General features: G+C 33.2%; 15 protein-coding genes. 12 read left to right on the top strand and 3 right to left on the bottom strand.

Going from position 1 to position 15,950, the window contains the following annotated elements:
* Nucleotides 1-78 precede the first annotated feature (78 nt).
* The 7 genes from Q1A01_RS13345 to Q1A01_RS13315 all read left to right on the top strand — a co-directional run bounded on the left by Q1A01_RS13345 (nucleotide 79) and on the right by Q1A01_RS13315 (nucleotide 6,116).
* Nucleotides 79-543, top strand: coding sequence for a hypothetical protein (locus Q1A01_RS13345; RefSeq protein ID WP_299681609.1), 465 nt, complete (start codon nucleotides 79-81; stop codon nucleotides 541-543).
* Between the two features lie 154 nt (nucleotides 544-697).
* On the top strand, nucleotides 698-1,216 hold the full coding sequence (locus Q1A01_RS13340; RefSeq protein WP_299681606.1) for a DUF3124 domain-containing protein: 519 nt from the start codon (nucleotides 698-700) through the stop codon (nucleotides 1,214-1,216).
* Between the two features lie 6 nt (nucleotides 1,217-1,222).
* Complete coding sequence (locus Q1A01_RS13335) at nucleotides 1,223-1,843, top strand: DUF2652 domain-containing protein (RefSeq protein WP_299681603.1); 621 nt, start codon at nucleotides 1,223-1,225, stop codon at nucleotides 1,841-1,843.
* A 69-nt stretch (nucleotides 1,844-1,912) separates the two neighbouring features.
* Nucleotides 1,913-2,842, top strand: a complete 930-nt coding sequence (locus Q1A01_RS13330; RefSeq protein ID WP_299681601.1) for a LamG-like jellyroll fold domain-containing protein — start codon at nucleotides 1,913-1,915, stop codon at nucleotides 2,840-2,842.
* A gap of 59 nt (nucleotides 2,843-2,901) precedes the next feature.
* Entirely contained in the window at nucleotides 2,902-5,091 is a 2,190-nt protein-coding gene (locus tag Q1A01_RS13325; protein ID WP_299681598.1) for an acylase, read from the top strand.
* Between the two features lie 6 nt (nucleotides 5,092-5,097).
* On the top strand, nucleotides 5,098-5,673 hold the full coding sequence (locus Q1A01_RS13320; protein WP_299681595.1) for a Crp/Fnr family transcriptional regulator: 576 nt from the start codon (nucleotides 5,098-5,100) through the stop codon (nucleotides 5,671-5,673).
* A 56-nt stretch (nucleotides 5,674-5,729) separates the two neighbouring features.
* On the top strand, nucleotides 5,730-6,116 hold the full coding sequence (locus Q1A01_RS13315; protein WP_299681592.1) for a hypothetical protein: 387 nt from the start codon (nucleotides 5,730-5,732) through the stop codon (nucleotides 6,114-6,116).
* Between the two features lie 5 nt (nucleotides 6,117-6,121).
* On the opposite strand, the gene Q1A01_RS13310 is transcribed toward Q1A01_RS13315, so the two are convergent.
* Complete coding sequence (locus Q1A01_RS13310; RefSeq protein WP_299681589.1) at nucleotides 6,122-8,464, bottom strand: choice-of-anchor L domain-containing protein; 2,343 nt, start codon at nucleotides 8,462-8,464, stop codon at nucleotides 6,122-6,124.
* 455 nt (nucleotides 8,465-8,919) lie between these two features.
* Between Q1A01_RS13310 and Q1A01_RS13305 the strand changes: the two genes are divergently transcribed.
* From Q1A01_RS13305 to Q1A01_RS13290, 4 genes are all read left to right on the top strand, one after another.
* The gene (locus Q1A01_RS13305) at nucleotides 8,920-9,627 is read left to right on the top strand and encodes a hypothetical protein (protein WP_299681587.1); all 708 of its coding nucleotides are present in this window, start codon (nucleotides 8,920-8,922) and stop codon (nucleotides 9,625-9,627) included.
* Between the two features lie 46 nt (nucleotides 9,628-9,673).
* Nucleotides 9,674-10,516: a 23S rRNA (adenine(1618)-N(6))-methyltransferase RlmF gene (gene rlmF, locus Q1A01_RS13300; protein WP_299681584.1), complete on the top strand. Its 843-nt coding sequence runs from the start codon at nucleotides 9,674-9,676 to the stop codon at nucleotides 10,514-10,516.
* An 85-nt stretch (nucleotides 10,517-10,601) separates the two neighbouring features.
* Complete coding sequence (locus Q1A01_RS13295) at nucleotides 10,602-12,662, top strand: transporter substrate-binding domain-containing protein (protein ID WP_299681581.1); 2,061 nt, start codon at nucleotides 10,602-10,604, stop codon at nucleotides 12,660-12,662.
* 40 nt (nucleotides 12,663-12,702) lie between these two features.
* Nucleotides 12,703-13,314 carry a pseudouridine synthase gene (locus Q1A01_RS13290; RefSeq protein WP_299681578.1) on the top strand — a complete coding sequence of 204 codons (612 nt, stop codon included), beginning with the start codon at nucleotides 12,703-12,705 and terminating at the stop codon, nucleotides 13,312-13,314.
* Here the strand turns inward: Q1A01_RS13290 and Q1A01_RS13285 are convergent.
* The gene (locus Q1A01_RS13285) at nucleotides 13,301-13,837 is read right to left on the bottom strand and encodes a DUF4251 domain-containing protein (protein ID WP_299681575.1); all 537 of its coding nucleotides are present in this window, start codon (nucleotides 13,835-13,837) and stop codon (nucleotides 13,301-13,303) included. The two genes, Q1A01_RS13290 and Q1A01_RS13285, sit on opposite strands and share 14 nt — an antisense overlap.
* Nucleotides 13,838-14,080: 243 nt before the next feature.
* Between Q1A01_RS13285 and Q1A01_RS13280 the strand changes: the two genes are divergently transcribed.
* On the top strand, nucleotides 14,081-14,800 hold the full coding sequence (locus tag Q1A01_RS13280) for a head GIN domain-containing protein (protein ID WP_299681572.1): 720 nt from the start codon (nucleotides 14,081-14,083) through the stop codon (nucleotides 14,798-14,800).
* Nucleotides 14,801-14,864: 64 nt separating this feature from the next.
* Here the strand turns inward: Q1A01_RS13280 and Q1A01_RS13275 are convergent, their stop codons facing one another.
* Nucleotides 14,865-15,938 carry a serine hydrolase domain-containing protein gene (locus tag Q1A01_RS13275; RefSeq protein ID WP_299681569.1) on the bottom strand — a complete coding sequence of 358 codons (1,074 nt, stop codon included), beginning with the start codon at nucleotides 15,936-15,938 and terminating at the stop codon, nucleotides 14,865-14,867.
* Nucleotides 15,939-15,950 lie beyond the last annotated feature (12 nt).

Raw genomic sequence — 15,950 nt, 5'->3', positions numbered from 1 at the left:
AAAAGACGAAATAGATGATGCTACTAAATAAGGAAACATCTACTCTAGAAAACTATTAATAACACTAAAAAAACACTAATGAAATTTATCATAACAACAGTACTATTTTCTTTACTAATCACAATACCTGTAAGTGCTCAGTCACTCACAAATATGTCAAAAGAAACAACAATAAAAGAATACAATTATAACAACAATGAAAAAATAATCACTATTAAAACCATAGAAAGTCAAACTCAAAATTTAGAGTTACAAGAAACTGATAGTGAAAAAGTAAACCAACATCCAGAAAAAACATCAATTATAATAACTAAAGAGATTCTAATAGATAACGATGAAGATATATTCTACGACAAAAAAGTTACCATAAGTTACGCTAAAGATGAAAATGTTGAGAAGAATATAAACTATACAAATACGCCTGATGGTATTATTATTAATACATCAAAAACTCTTGAAAATCCAATATTCTTGACAGATATAGGCACTTATAAAGTATACGACACTAAAATAAAAATAGAAAATTTAAATACTGCAAAATAATGGTTAGTATTTTGCAGTGAAAAAGAGTCAGTGAGAACTGACTCTTTTCGTTTTTATAAAACAATGATGGTTTTAATCATTAAAATTCGTTCAATAAGCGTGACCAATTTACAAATTAACAAGTATCTTTACTCATAACAATATAACTCTCACTATGAAATACAAAATATTCATATTGATCTTTATCTTATTAGGCACTTTCTACTCCTGCGTAGATAAAAATCCCAATACAATAACTGAAAAAGAAATCCAACAAGAAAACCTAGTAAAAGCAAAAAATGCAGCACTAACCTATCCTATTAATGCTGAAGTATATGTGCCTATTTATTCAGATATTTATAGCAAAAATCGAAATACTAAAATACTCCTTACGGCTACCTTAAGTATTCGAAATACAAGTAAAAAGGATTCTTTATTTATCAATACTATAGAGTATTATAATACCGAAGGAACATTAGTAAGAAACTACATCAAATCTCCTATTTTCTTAAAACCCCTAGAAACTATAGATTATGTAATTGAAGAAGAAGATGCAGAAGGCGGTAGTGGGGCAAACTTTTTAATAGACTGGGGAGCAAAAAATAAAATAACTCCTGTATTTCAGGCCGTAATGATTGGAATGATTGGACAACATGCCTTTTCATTCACTACAGATGGTACAACAATAGAATAAAATACGATGAATAAAGACAGCCAAATTCAAGCTTCTCCCACATTATTATGTATCCCAGATATAAGTGGATTTACCAAATTTATGAGTGACACCGACTTTGAATTAAGTGCTGCAGTGATCCCATCACTATTAAACAAAATCATTTATGCTAATACTATAGATTTAAAAGTTTCTGAAATAGAAGGAGATGCTATTTTCTTTTATAAAACTGGTAAACTTCCCACTTTTAAAGACTTAATACATCAATGCCGAGCTTTTTATATTGCCTTTTATACAGAAATGAAACGCCTAAAAGTAGTATATAAAGATCATGAACAAGTAAACAAGATACCAGCTACCCTAGGACTTAAAATTGTTTTACATTATGGAAATGAAATTGGTTCTGTTCAGATTGGTAAAAACATCAAACTTCTTGGAGAAGATGTTATTATAGCACATCGTTTACTTAAAAACGACATCTCACAAGATGAATATTTATTACTCTCACAAGACATCATGTATCAATATAAAGATGATGTGATAGAACGTAATTTTGGCTGGGGAACTCTCAAAGATGGTGATGATAAGTATAAACACATTGGAATTGTAAATTATAGCTATATCAATCTAGCACCGCTTATCGATTAAAACAATACATCATTATAGCTTTTGTTTTCGTACATTTAAATCAAAAATTACACCTATAAAACAACCGCTATGATTTTTAACCACTTTAAAATTCCTTACACATTATTTTTAGGAGCTACAGTCCTATTAATAATAAGTGTTTCTTGCAAAAATGATACTGCAAAAAAAGAAACCATAACACCAGAGGAAACGAAAGTAAATCCAGTAAACGCATCCTTAAAAAATGCATTAACACTATATGCATCTTTTGACAATGGCATCAATGCCGATTTTGCATTAGGAGATGCGCAATTATATTCTGTGCCCAATAGAAAAGCAAGAGATTCTGCACAGGTAGGACTCCATAAACAAGGCGTTCGTATTGCTGAAGGTACAGGACGTTTTGGAGACGGGTTAATATATGCAGAAGATAGTGAAGGGTACATTTACTACCCTAGTAAAAATAATATTGCATATAATACAGAAAATTGGGAAGGAGCCATATCATTTTGGTTAAGTCTTGATCCTGCTACCGATTTAGATCCTGGCTATTGCGATCCTATTCAAATTACAGATGTAAGTTATAATGATGCCGCCATTTGGGTAGATTTTACCAAAGAAAATCCTAGAGATTTCCGATTAGGTGTCATAGGAGATAGAAATAGTTGGAACCCAGAACCAAAAGGTCCTGATAATGAAAACCCAATTTTTATTGAACAATTAAAAGGAGTTTCAAATCCTCCCTTTGCAAAAGGAACGTGGACACACATCCTTATAAATTATACAGCGTTAAATACAGATCAAGGCAAAGCAGCACTTTATATGAATGGAGAACTTAAAGGAATTAGAAAAGACATCAAAGATCCTTTTACATGGGAACTAGAGAAATCTAATATCTACCTTGGACTTGGCTATATTGGATTAATGGATGAGCTTTCTATTTATAATAAACACTTGTCACAAGAAGAAATTACGACGCTATATTCATTAGAAAAAGGTGTACATCAATTATTAGATTAATGTTTTATACGCTTTCGCGAAAGCGTATACAGTCACCATTATATTTATAACATACAACCATGCGATTATACTCTCTACTTTTTTGCACTACATTTTTACTTATTGTTTCCTGTAAGACCGAACCTACTAAAACTGCAGAACAGCAACGATGGGAAACACATGCTCAAAACACTACCATTATTAGAGATGATTTTGGAGTCCCTCATATTTATGGAAAAACGGATGCCGATGCTGTTTTTGGATTACTCTATGCACAAAGTGAAGATGATTTTAATCGTGTAGAACAAAATTATATTTGGGCAACAGGACGTCTTGCTGAAGTTGAAGGTGAAAAGGCTATCTATAGTGATGTGCGTGCTAAATTATATATGACACAAGAAGAAGCCATTGCCAATTATGAACGCAGTCCTGAATGGCTAAAAAAGTTATGTGTCGCTTTTGCAGATGGGATCAACTACTATTTAGAGACACATCCCGAAGTAACTCCTAGAGTGATTACACATTTTGAACCTTGGATGCCTATGTATTTTAGTGAAGGCTCTATAGGTGGTGATATAGAACGTGTATCCACTAAAAAAATAGCAGCGATGTATGAAAGTGGAATGGAAATCCCTAAAGCACTCGAAGTAGCTATGATGCAAGAGCAAGAAATGCAAGAACCACAAGGTTCTAATGGTATTGCTATTTCTGGAAAACTTACCAAATCTGGAAATCCATTACTATTAATCAATCCGCATACTTCTTTTTACTTTAGAGGAGAAGTACATGTGGTAAGTGAAGAAGGTCTCAATGCTTATGGCGCTGTAACTTGGGGGCAATTTTTTGTATACCAAGGATTTAACGAAAAAACAGGTTGGATGCATACCTCCACCTATACAGATGTTATAGATGAGTTTGTTGAAACCGTAGAAGAAGATCATAATGGAAATTTGGTATATCGCTATGGAGATGAAATGAAACCTGTAGAACAATATGATATGACCATACGATATAAAGATGGAGTTGAGATGAAGGAAAAAGTGATTCCTGCCTACCGAACGCATCATGGACCTATTACACATATGAAAAATGGTAAATGGGTGGCCTCTGCATTAATGTGGGAACCTGTGAATGCTTTAAAACAATCTTATATTAGATCTAAGCAAGATGGATACAAAGGGTTTAGGGAAATGATGGATATCCGTACCAACTCTTCAAACAATACTGTCTATGCAGATGCCGAAGGAAATATTGCCTACTTCCATGGGAATTATATTCCTAAACGAGATACTTCTTTTGACTATACACAACCTATAGATGGTAGTAACCCTAAAACAGATTGGCAAGGATTACATACCGTAGATGAAACGATTATGCTTTTAAATCCTGAAAATGGGTGGTTACAAAACTGTAATTCGACACCCTTTACAGCAGCTTTAGCATACAGTCCTAAAAAAGAAGACTACCCAAACTATATGTCTATAGATAGAGAGAATTTTAGAGGGATACATGCCATTGAACTTTTAAAAGAAGGCAAAGACTATACGTTAGAGAGCTTGATAGACCTAGGATATGATTCTTACCTACCCGCATTTGAAGCATTAATTCCGGGACTCGTAGAAGCCTATGACAAAATAGATCGTACTAAAAAGACGGGAGCTTATATAGAAATACTTCGTAATTGGGATTATAGAACATCTACAACATCTACAGCGATGACACTGGCCCATTATTACGGAACAGCATATTTTAAAAACGGAAAACGTCCTGAACAGAAATTATCTACAATGAATCTCCTCTCCTACTTTGGAAAGGAATCACCACTAGAAGAGCGCATGGAAATTTTCACAAATGTAATTACCCAATTAGAAGCAGATTTTGGACGTGTTCTTATACCTTGGGGAGAAGTGAATCGTTTTCAGCGTATTAATGGCGACATACGTCAACCCTTTAATGATGACCTTCCAAGTACGCCTGTTGGTTTAGCATCCGGTCGTTGGGGAGCACTTGCAGCCTACGGAGAACGGTATAACAATGGTACTAAAAAAATATACGGTACTCGTGGGAATAGTTTTGTTGCTGTGGTTGAATTTGGTGATAAAGTAAAAGCAAAAACAAGTCTTGCTGGTGGACAAAGTGGTAATCCAGACTCTCCACACTTTGATGATCAAATAAACCCGTATGTAAATGGTGAATTTAAAGAAGTGGCTTTCTATAAAGAAGATGTTTTAAAAAGAGCTAAGAAAACATACCATCCTGGGGAGAAATAATAATGTATGCAACAATTAAAAGATTGTATCACAAAACACGTACCAGTTCAAAACGAAACTCTAGATACAATTGTATCATTCTTTGAGCCAGTTACAGTATCTAAGGGAACATTTTTACTAGAATCTGGGAGCATTTCAAATCAATTAATTTTTATTGCATCTGGTTATCTAAGAATGTATGACATTTCTGACGGGAAAGAAATTACGCTCTGGATAGGAAGTCAAGGCAAGTTTATTACATCAGTATCTAGTTTTGTTTTTCAAACATCAAATTATTGGAATATTACGGCAATCACTAACTCCGAAGTATATATTCTAAGTAGAGAAGATCATTTTTATTTATGTCAAAGTCAACCAAAATGGTTAGAGTTTGACAATCTATTATTAGCTAGTTCTTTTGCGCTTTTAGAGCAAAAAATGTTTTCACATTTACATACTACGGCAAAACAACGATTCGAAAAACTATTACAAGAAGAACCATCTCTTTTTAATCATGTACCATTACAATATATAGCTTCTATGTTAGGTATTACACCAGAATCATTAAGTAGGTTAAGAAAAGGGATAGGATCAAATTCTTAACAAATGTCAAGAGTTTTTATTTGTCTTAGAAATACTTTTGAATAAAGTATTTTAAGATGAATAAATTACAAAAAGCATTAACTCTAAACGCGGTATTTTCCTCTTTATCAGGTCTCATTTTGATTATAGCAAATCAACGAATAGCGCATGAATTTGGGACAGGGAATAATAGCATATTTTGGATAATAGGTAGTTTACTATTATTTTTTTCTGCAACAATAACTTATGAAATATTCAAATTACGTAAGTCTGGTGTGATAGCTATTATCGTTCAAGACTTTTTATGGGTTTTAGGAAGTATTATACTTATGATTACAAATCCCTTTCATATTACGAATACAGGTATTTATAGCATTAGCATTGTTGCTATTATAGTATTAGGTATGGGGTTAAACCAGTATAAAGCTCTTATGCATTATACTAAAGAACATAGGAAGGCATAGAATAATTACCCTCCCCTTTTAATCAAAGAAAAATGTCCTCTAAAGGTACGGCCATCTGTAAATGTAATTAAGTACCAGTAATCATTAGAAGGCATGATTTCACCTTGATAGGTACCATCCCACCCATTCCCCATACGACGTCTAGAGAATAAGATTTTACCATAACGGTCAAAAATCACAAATTGCTCTGTTGGGTTTAAAGTATTAGTAGCACCATCTACTTTCCAAGTATCGTGTATGCCATCACCGTTAGGCGTAAAGAAATTTGGAAAACCAATCACAGCAACTTCTCCCGTAATAATACCACATCCATTTCTATCTCTTACATATACGGTATGAAAGCCAGAAGAAACATCTGTAAAGACCGGTAGCTCAACATAAGGTCCAAACACATTATCTAATGCATATTCATAATCTCCTTGACCAGAAACCATCACTGTAACCGTGGTACTTTGATTCTGATCTTCGACTGTAATACTTTCTATAGTTGCCACATCAGACGCTTGTACAGAGATACTACGTGTGGAGCTACACCCATTATTATTTGTTACAGTTACCATATAATTACCGGGCTCATTAATCGCTATAGAAGAGGTAGTAGCAGCTAAAGTACTCCCATTAAATGTCCAACTATAGGAAAGACCATTTGTATTTCCTAGTACTCCACTATCAAGTTCTATAGTACTTGGAAAATCATTCAAACAATAATTAAGTAATACCCCATCAGCAAGTACAGGAGTATCGAATACTTCAAGTAATACTGAACTAATAGCAATACAATCCGTTTCACTAAACACTCTAACAAAGATCTCCTGATTATTTTCCAGCGTATTTATAAATGGAGAACTCAAACGATTTTCATCTAAGGAAGCATCATTTTGTGTCTCATAATACTGTACAACAGCATCAGCAGGCAATTGACTATTAAAGGTAGCAGTAATCGTTGGTAAAGAAAAACTAGCGAAACCATCAATAGGTGTCTCATCACATAGTTGAAAAGGATCAATCTGTAATGGTGTAACCGTAGTTGTTAAAGTAATGGTAACTTCTGCAATAGCAAAACACCCCGGTTGATTCTCTACTCTAGCAAATAATGTTTCACCAGGATTCGTGATCTCATAAGCAGTAGGTGTTGGAATCGAATTCACATCCAACATAGCGTCTGAAACATCTAAGAAAAAATCTGAAATAAAAATTGAACTATCATTATTGGTAACAGCATCATTCGTACTAAATAGATTATAGGTAAGACTTCCATCTTGATCTATATCACAAACTTCTACAGAGACATCTACTACTATAGGGGTGTCTGCAAACTCAATCACAATCTCTCCAAAAGATTCGCATCCATTTTGTAATCCAACAGTTACTTCATAAAAACCTGGAGTATCTACGACTAACATTGCTGAAGTCTCTGCGGGTAATACAATCCCATCTCTAAACCAAGTATATCCTGTAACATCTGCTTCAGTAGCATCCAATGTTAAGGTTTCATTTTCACATAAAGCATTTCCCGTACTCAATAATCGATTTGGTCCGAGTTCTGTTGCTAATTCAAAGCTACCCGCTTCTAAAAATACTGCAGAATCAAATCTAAAATTCTGTTCATCTGCAATCACTAATTTTACTTCATACGTTGTATTAGGTATGATTTGCGCTGTTGCCTCAATAACTTTTGTTTGTCCATTAAAGTTAATAGGAACATTAGCTCCATTGAAGCTTTCAAAAAAGAATTCATTCTCTGCCGGGCACCCATTTGGAATCTCTGGATGTACTGTGGTTACTTTTACAGGTGTATCTGTATCTGGTACTAAAGCTATATTTTCGTATTGCTGTTCTCCTAAAGGACGTATTAAAAAACCAAAAAGATCAGAAAACTGACATGTATTAGGATTTCCTTCTTGATACTCTTCTGAAGCAAATATGTAGCGAAAGCTTATTTCTGAAGCCGACGAACTAAACTGAAACTCTAATATAGTTGCATTTATAGTATTAGATTCATTAAGAACCATCTCTAAATCTGCATCTCCTGCCCAACCTGGTGCATCATCATCACTTAAGCTTGTATTAGGCCCCTGTGTGTTTTGTAAACGCCCAGTACTAAGTAAGATGCCTTCTTCAAAAGGAAATGAAGTATTAGTGGCATCAAAATATCCATAGCTCTGATCGCTTCCTCCAAAGTCACCTCCTACTACATTTGTCACAACAACAGCATCTATACAATTACTATCTATAAGAATATCTTCAATTAATTCTTGAGGAGTAAAGCTCTGACTATCCACTTGTATGCTTTGACTAAACATAAAAAGCGGAAAAAGAGAACATAAAAATAAAATAGGATGTTTCATTCTTTAATATAGCCCTGCAAAAATAAACAATCATCCCCTCTTTATTTAGTATGAACCGTACTATTTTAATGTTAAGATACTGCTATTATAAGTATGAAATCTATTGTTTTATATATGCTTTCGCGAAAGCGAAATTGTGAGATTCAATATTTTAAAGAGAGTAAAGCGATAAAATAAACTATGAATTTCATCTATTTAAGATATTGAAATCATCATTATAGTAACTGAAAAATGATAGATTTTTAACAAAAAACCGTCGTTTTTGCAATGGTAAAACCGTAAACAAACACTAAAATTACCATAAAATCGATACGTTTTTTCCTTTTTTTGTAAGAATTTTTTATAAAAACTGTGAAGTTAAACGATTTTTTTATTGCTCTTATCGAAAAGTGAGTATAATACTAAAATTGAGCCTTTTGTTTTACATAGTTTTGTCTCACCCAAATCTGATTAAAATGAAAAAGTTACTTATAGTTACTATGTTAGCTGTTGCATCTTTTGCAAATGCTCAAATTGGAATTAATACAACAGCACCTACCAAAACACTTGATGTAAATGGTGAGTTAAGAATTCGTACTACACCTACAGAAGGTTCCACCCCAGCTACTACACTTGCGGTAGATGATAGTGGTAATGTGGTAAAGTCAAATAGATTATCTCTTTATGAAATTTTCACTTTAGAAGCTCCAAATAGTGTAAGAGTTACGCGCCCTTTTGGTACCAGTACCGTAAGCAATATAAATATTGGAATGGCCCAAACGATTACCATCCCGGCTAACAGAGAAGCCGTTATAAAAGTAACATATTCGGTTCCTATGGGTGCTGAAGTAGAAGAAATGCCATTGGGCACATACATGGGTATTCGTTTCTTAAAAAATGGTATTGAAGCTACTGCTGGTTCCAGAAAGTTTTCGCTACCACTTCAGGGAGATGCTGCTGGTCACACCTCTCAAATTGCAAAAATGAATACACTTTCTGCTTTATATACAGAAATAATTTCTGCTACTTCTTCAGATCGTAGTTTTACATACACTCTAAATGGATATATAGAGCAAAATGAAGAAATAGATGATATTACCTATGTGTTTAATAGGTATGCTGAATCAGGAGCTAATTATAACTGGGGAAATGCAAACATGACGGTAGAAGTTTATATTAGATAACCTCTAAGGTTATTGAGTATCTTGCAACTATAAAACAGTATCTATTTTGCATCCCAATAACCTTCATAATACTTCATATGATTTTGAGTCGTTACAAAAATCTAATTCACTTTTAAAAGAGTATGTTTTTGTAAATGAATACAACATTAAAACAATTGATTTTTCAAATGCGCTAGCTGTAAAAGCACTTAATAAAGCATTATTAAGTCAGTATTATAACATCAATAATTGGGATATACCTGATGGCTACCTCTGCCCTCCTATCCCTAACAGAGTTGATTATATACATTATATAGCAGGCATTATAAAAACAAAGGAATACTGTAGGGGGCTAGACATAGGGGTAGGTGCAAATTGTATCTATCCTTTACTAGCAACACAAATCTACAAATGGCATATGGTTGGGGCAGACATCAGTAAGTCATCGGTTGCTATTGCAAAGCAAAATGCAACTGAGGCTTCTACTGATATCGAAATACGACTACAAGAAGCACCGGCTCATATTTTTAAAGGGATTATTCAAAAAGATGAGTATTTTGATTTCACCATGTGTAATCCTCCATTTTATACTTCTGCTAAGGACGCTCAAAAAGCAAACACTCAGAAAAATAAAAAACTACAACTTACCAAAGCAACCTCTCGTAATTTTGGGGGTGTATCTAATGAATTATGGTGTAATGGTGGAGAAGCATTATTTGTAAAGAGAATGATCAAACAAAGTGTTGACTTCAAAGATCAAGTAGGTATTTTTACAACTTTAATTTCTAAAAAAGAGAATCTTCCAAAACTTTTAAAGCAATTACAAAAGCTTACAGCGACGCATCAAGTAATTGAAATGCATCAAGGACATAAAAAAAGTCGCATTCTTACGTGGTATTTCCCTACTTAAAATTAACCATCAATCTACTACAGAGATAGTTAGCACTTTGGTCAATATATTTTTCTTTATATTTAGTTCAACTAACTAAATAATCATGAAATATTGGATGACTGTTCCTAAAAAGGTTCTGCTCATATTTACCTTAGCAATTATTGCTATCTCATGTAATGATTCTTCCATTTTAACTCCAGAGGAGCAAGATTGGTTAACTACCGCAGAGCCTATTAAAATTGCTGTTTTTCCCTACTATCCACCTTACAATTTCAAAGATGAATCTGGTGAATTAGAAGGAATTTTAATGGATTACTTATTAAAGTTAGAAGAAAAACTTAATTATAAATTTGAATATGTAGAATACCAAAACTTTTCTAAAGTTCTCCAAGATGCAAAAGATCAAAAAATCGATCTCATTCTAGAAATTCAAAGAAATGATATTCGTGAAAAATATTTAAATTTTTACGAAAAACTCTATCACTCTCCATATGTGATTGTAGGAGACACAACCCAATCTTTTGGTATACAACTAGAAGATCTTCTTGGAAAAAAAATTGCGATGCCAAAAGGCTTTGCTATCATTGATTATGTAAAAGAAAAACATCCAACGATTACTGTTAAAGATGGTTGTAAAAATGATCTTGAATGTCTGCAATGGGTTCAGCAGGGGAAAGCAGATTTTTATATAGGTCCGAAAGCGGTTACTAGTTTTTTTATAAAATCAAATCAGCTTAATAGGTTACATGTTATTTCTATACTAGATTATGAGTATAAACCTGGTATTGCTGTTACAAAAACACACCCTGAACTTAATAATATTATATACAAAGGAACTGAAAGTATTACGTATAAAGAAAGAAGTGCTATTAGAGAAGAGTGGTTATATAATGTTGCAACTCCCTTTTATATGCAATTACAATTTTGGATTGCTATTGCGAGTATTATAGCTTTATTAATGGTTATTATTACTGCCATAAATCGCTTTCTAAAATGGAAAGTCACTGCACGAACTGTAGAGTTAGAAAAGGCAAAAAAGAAAGCTGAAGAAAGTAGTAAACTAAAAACATCATTTATTAATAATATCTCTCATGAAATGCGTACGCCTATGAATGCTATTATGGGATTTACTGGGCTACTTAATAAAACAGGAATTACTTTAGAAGAACAAGAAGAATATGCCAGTATTATTACAGATGGATGTGATAGGCTCATGGAAATGATGGATAATGTACTCGAAATCTCATTGTTACAAAGTAGTCAAGTGATTTCAAAAAAACGAAATACAGATATAAAACAACTCGTTAAAAACTCGTTTGATACTTACAAAAACAAAGCATTAAAAAAAGGAATCACTTATGAACTGCTAGACACAATTTCTGAAGAAGATAGCGGTATTCTTATTGACAAGATGAAATTATCAAAATCAATCAACTATCTGATAGATAATGCTATAAAGTTTACGGAGAAAGGACATGTTAAGATAGGTGTACGCAAAGCAGAAAATCGCATCTATATTACTATTGAAGATACTGGAATTGGAATTTCTGAAGAGCATCAATCATCTATATTTGAAAACTATTCTAAATCTGACAAAGAAGATGTTAATCTTTTTGAAGGTTTAGGATTAGGTCTTTCCATAACGAAGTCATACTGTACCATCATGAATGGACATCTTTCGGTAAAGTCAAAACCAGGAGAAGGAGCTACTTTTATCATAGACATTCCTTACAATCCATCCAACACGACTACAGCAACCACAGATGAAAGAATGATGACAACATCAAAAAATGATGAATACTCTATTCTTATTGCCGAAGATGGAGAGGTAAATTATTTGTTCCTAAAAACAATTTTAAAAAGATACGATGATCATAAATTATCTATCTACAGAGCTAAAAACGGAAAAGAAGCTGTCAATATATATACAGAAAATAATATGATAGATCTTGTTTTTATGGATATTCAAATGCCCATTATGAATGGACATGATGCCACAAAAGAATTAAAGAAAATAAATCCTCAATTACCTATAATAGCACAAACAGCATATTCTACACAGGCTGATATTCAAAGAGCTTTTAAAGCAGGATGTGATGATTTTATTTCAAAACCTGTAGATCCAGCTGCAATTAGTAAAGTATTACAGCGATTTTTAAATTAAAAAAAGTATACTATTACCTTTAGTAATTTACTTATAAATCATGTCAGATCATTCCCATTTCAAATTGTACAAACCATATGGCTATATCAGTCAGATGCTTAGTAATGATGAACGACAAGCCCGTAAAAAGAAGTTTTTACGCTCATTATATGATTTCCCGAAAGGGATTATGGCCATAGGAAGATTAGATGAAAAATCTGAAGGTTTATTACTACTCACTACAGATGGAAAACTAAGTGATACTATAAATAGATCGGGTATAGAAAAAGAATATTATGCACAAGTAGATGGCATGATTACCCAAGAAGCCATTGAAGCGTTATCTAAAGGAGTCCAAATTGGATTTAATGGAAAGAAATACCTAACCAAGCCTTGTATAGTTTCAAAGCTAACTACAGTTCCTGATTTACCAGAACGCTCTAAAAAGTTACGAGATGACCGTCATGGACCTACTACTTGGATACGTGTTGTGATTAGAGAAGGTAAATTTAGACAGGTACGTAAAATGACTTCTGCAGTAGGATATCCAACGCTCAGACTGGTACGCATTCGTGTAGGAAATATCACATTAGGTGAACTACAACCCTCAGAAGTTGAGAAAATAACGACTACTACTATTGCATCTCAAATTATAGCTATTAACTCTTTGTAAGCGATGTTTCTTCTAAAAGTGTTATAACACCTCTATACCGTATACCATCTCGCTTTGTGCTATTTACAAAAATAGACGTACTCCCATTACTAAATACAGTCATACTTATATCGTAGGTTTCAGAAGGAGATTTTGCCGTAAATGTAACCATGGAAGATCGTTTTTTATCATTATGTTCAATCTTATAATCAGCTATCGCACCATTATGTTGTATCGCTGTAGATTGATCAAACCCTCCTCCTATTCGTATAACTCCAAAATATGGTAAATGTACTTTTACAGAATCGGTTGATTTAAATCTAATAATCCCAGGATTGTCTACTAGATTTATTTGACTGCTTATGCGGGGATACACCCAATCGGCATTAAAGAAAAAAGCACCACTATCTAATAATGACTTTACATCTTGATATGCTTTTGTTTCAGCTTCTATTTTTAGTGCTTTTCTTTCTGATCGTGACTGTGACCATGTGACTTGAGAAATGGTAAACACAAAACTAATGACAAGCAAATATATTTTCATAGCAGATGAATTTATTAAAATTACTAATTTATAATCAAAAATCATTCCTTAAAAATTGTTTCTTGGGTTCGCTTTCGCGAAAGCGTACTCATGAGATATGCCAGCCAGCAGGTTCATAACCAAAAAGAAAGCCAAGCGTTAAAGCGTATACATACGTTTTTTTAAGTAAAACTGTAACACTTTATTTTTAAGAGGGTCTCTACTACAAACAAACACAAAACATCAATCTCAAATTTTATAGTTATGACATTTAAATCAATTATTACCTTCGTTTTAGTAAGTTTTCTAAGTATGCAAGCTTTTGCACAAAAGCCCGTAAAACTTTCTTCTGATACCACCACAAAATCATTCGATTATTCTGGCTATACAAAATTAGATGTAGCAAGTGATTTTCATGTGAATATTTCTTTAGGACAACAGGATGCAATTACCGTAAATGCAAATAGCAATCTTATGGAATATGTACATATCTATAAAGAAGGAAACACACTATTTCTAAGACTTAAGAAAAATACGTGGTTTAAAGGAAAAATGGTTTTAGATGTAACACTTACTACAGATATGATCAACTATTATAATGCCTCTTCTGATGCAGTTGTAACATTAAATACACCTTTAAAAACAGAGACTGTACATATAAATTGTAAAGGAGATGCTATATTTAAAGGAAATATTACAGCTAATACCCTCATAGTGAATGCAAAATCTGACGCACAGGTAAAAGTAACTGGATCTGCAAAAACAATGACTGCTAACTTAAAATCTGACAGTGAGTTTAAGAATAAAGACTTTACAGTACAGGATTTAAAGATTGTATTGAATGGGGATAGTGAAGCTGTAGTTACTGTAACCAATACGCTAGATGCTGTTGCTAGCGGAGATAGCGAATTACGCTATGCAGGAAATCCTTCAAAAGTAAAGCAGAGTTCTAAAGGTGATTCTGATATTACTGCTATACGATAAAAATAGGTCCACTATATATAGAAAGAGCAGCATATCTAAAGATATGTTGCTCTTTCACTTTATTTTAATTTCCTACTGAAAGTATATATTGAAAAAACTCAATCCCCATTTGTTCTCCAAATCCTGAATTTGTAAATAAAACTGCTCCCCATTTACGTTCAGGTATAAAGAAGAATAAAGAGGTAAAACGTTTGTTATTATTACCACCGTGCCCATATACATCTCCAAAAGGAAATGTTCCATTATAAAACCCTAAAGTCAAGTGAGAAATTCCAGAAGCTTTGTTTGGATTATCATCGGGAAGTGCTGTTTGTTTTTTGAAAAGCTCTGCATATCCTTCTTCACTTAAACCTTCTTTATGCATCCAAGCAATGAGAAGCTTAGCCCAATCTCTTGCTTCAGAATTTACGCCATATGCTGCTCCAAATTCATCATTTCCTTGATTGTTAACTGGAAGCCATACATCATTTTTAAATGCTTGTGCTTTATTCTTTTGGTTTTTAGCATTGGGAATATAACGAGTTACTGTAAGATCAAATGGTTTTGCTACTTGTTTATGAAAACGTTTTTGAAGACCTTTTACATCCGTATCTAATAATTTTTGTAGTACTAATGCTAAATACTGATAGCCTTCACCAGAATATTGAAATTGCGTTCCTGGTTCAAAATCAATGGTAAGCCCTGTTTTTCCATTTTCATCTCTCCAATTAGGAAATCCTGTTGTATGTGATAATACCATACGCGCTGTTATCTTTTTATAGCGTTCATCATGCGCAATGTCTTTATAAGGAAGGTACGTATGTAAAGGGGTGTCTAAGTCAAGTATGCCTTGTTCTACAAGTTGCATCACAAAAAAAGCAAACAGTGGTTTAGACAAGGAAGCTCCTTCAAAAATAGTTTTTGAACTCACAGCAATATTGGGTGCGCTATTCCCCTTTACTGTGTGGTATACAATTTCCCCGTCATTTATAATAGCTAAAGAAATTCCAGGAGTGCCTGTAGCCTCCATTTGTTTATCAAAAAAGGAATTAATATCCTTTATAGCAATTGCTTGACCTATGGGGTTTTTTATAGTTTGTCCAGTCATGGAAAAACTCACAAGCCCTAGTATTAACCATTTAATAAGTGTTGTCATCATGTTATCGATTTT

It is taken from the genome of uncultured Dokdonia sp., from assembly GCF_947492815.1.
Taxonomy (GTDB): domain Bacteria; phylum Bacteroidota; class Bacteroidia; order Flavobacteriales; family Flavobacteriaceae; genus Dokdonia.
Note: the sequence above shows the minus strand (reverse complement) of the source record. Positions and strands in the feature narration are given on the sequence as shown.

Bases quoted from the DNA above. Each gene is read 5' to 3' on its own strand.
- Q1A01_RS13345 (WP_299681609.1), top strand. From the start codon at position 79: ATGAAATTTATCATAACAACAGTACTATTTTCTTTACTAATCACAATA.
- Q1A01_RS13340 (WP_299681606.1), top strand. From the start codon at position 698: ATGAAATACAAAATATTCATATTGATCTTTATCTTATTAGGCACTTTC.
- Q1A01_RS13335 (WP_299681603.1), top strand. From the start codon at position 1,223: ATGAATAAAGACAGCCAAATTCAAGCTTCTCCCACATTATTATGTATC.
- Q1A01_RS13330 (WP_299681601.1), top strand. From the start codon at position 1,913: ATGATTTTTAACCACTTTAAAATTCCTTACACATTATTTTTAGGAGCT.
- Q1A01_RS13325 (WP_299681598.1), top strand. From the start codon at position 2,902: ATGCGATTATACTCTCTACTTTTTTGCACTACATTTTTACTTATTGTT.
- Q1A01_RS13320 (WP_299681595.1), top strand. From the start codon at position 5,098: ATGCAACAATTAAAAGATTGTATCACAAAACACGTACCAGTTCAAAAC.
- Q1A01_RS13315 (WP_299681592.1), top strand. From the start codon at position 5,730: ATGAATAAATTACAAAAAGCATTAACTCTAAACGCGGTATTTTCCTCT.
- Q1A01_RS13310 (WP_299681589.1), bottom strand. From the start codon at position 8,464: ATGAAACATCCTATTTTATTTTTATGTTCTCTTTTTCCGCTTTTTATG.
- Q1A01_RS13305 (WP_299681587.1), top strand. From the start codon at position 8,920: ATGAAAAAGTTACTTATAGTTACTATGTTAGCTGTTGCATCTTTTGCA.
- Q1A01_RS13295 (WP_299681581.1), top strand. From the start codon at position 10,602: ATGAAATATTGGATGACTGTTCCTAAAAAGGTTCTGCTCATATTTACC.
- Q1A01_RS13290 (WP_299681578.1), top strand. From the start codon at position 12,703: ATGTCAGATCATTCCCATTTCAAATTGTACAAACCATATGGCTATATC.
- Q1A01_RS13285 (WP_299681575.1), bottom strand. From the start codon at position 13,837: ATGAAAATATATTTGCTTGTCATTAGTTTTGTGTTTACCATTTCTCAA.
- Q1A01_RS13280 (WP_299681572.1), top strand. From the start codon at position 14,081: ATGACATTTAAATCAATTATTACCTTCGTTTTAGTAAGTTTTCTAAGT.
- Q1A01_RS13275 (WP_299681569.1), bottom strand. From the start codon at position 15,938: ATGATGACAACACTTATTAAATGGTTAATACTAGGGCTTGTGAGTTTT.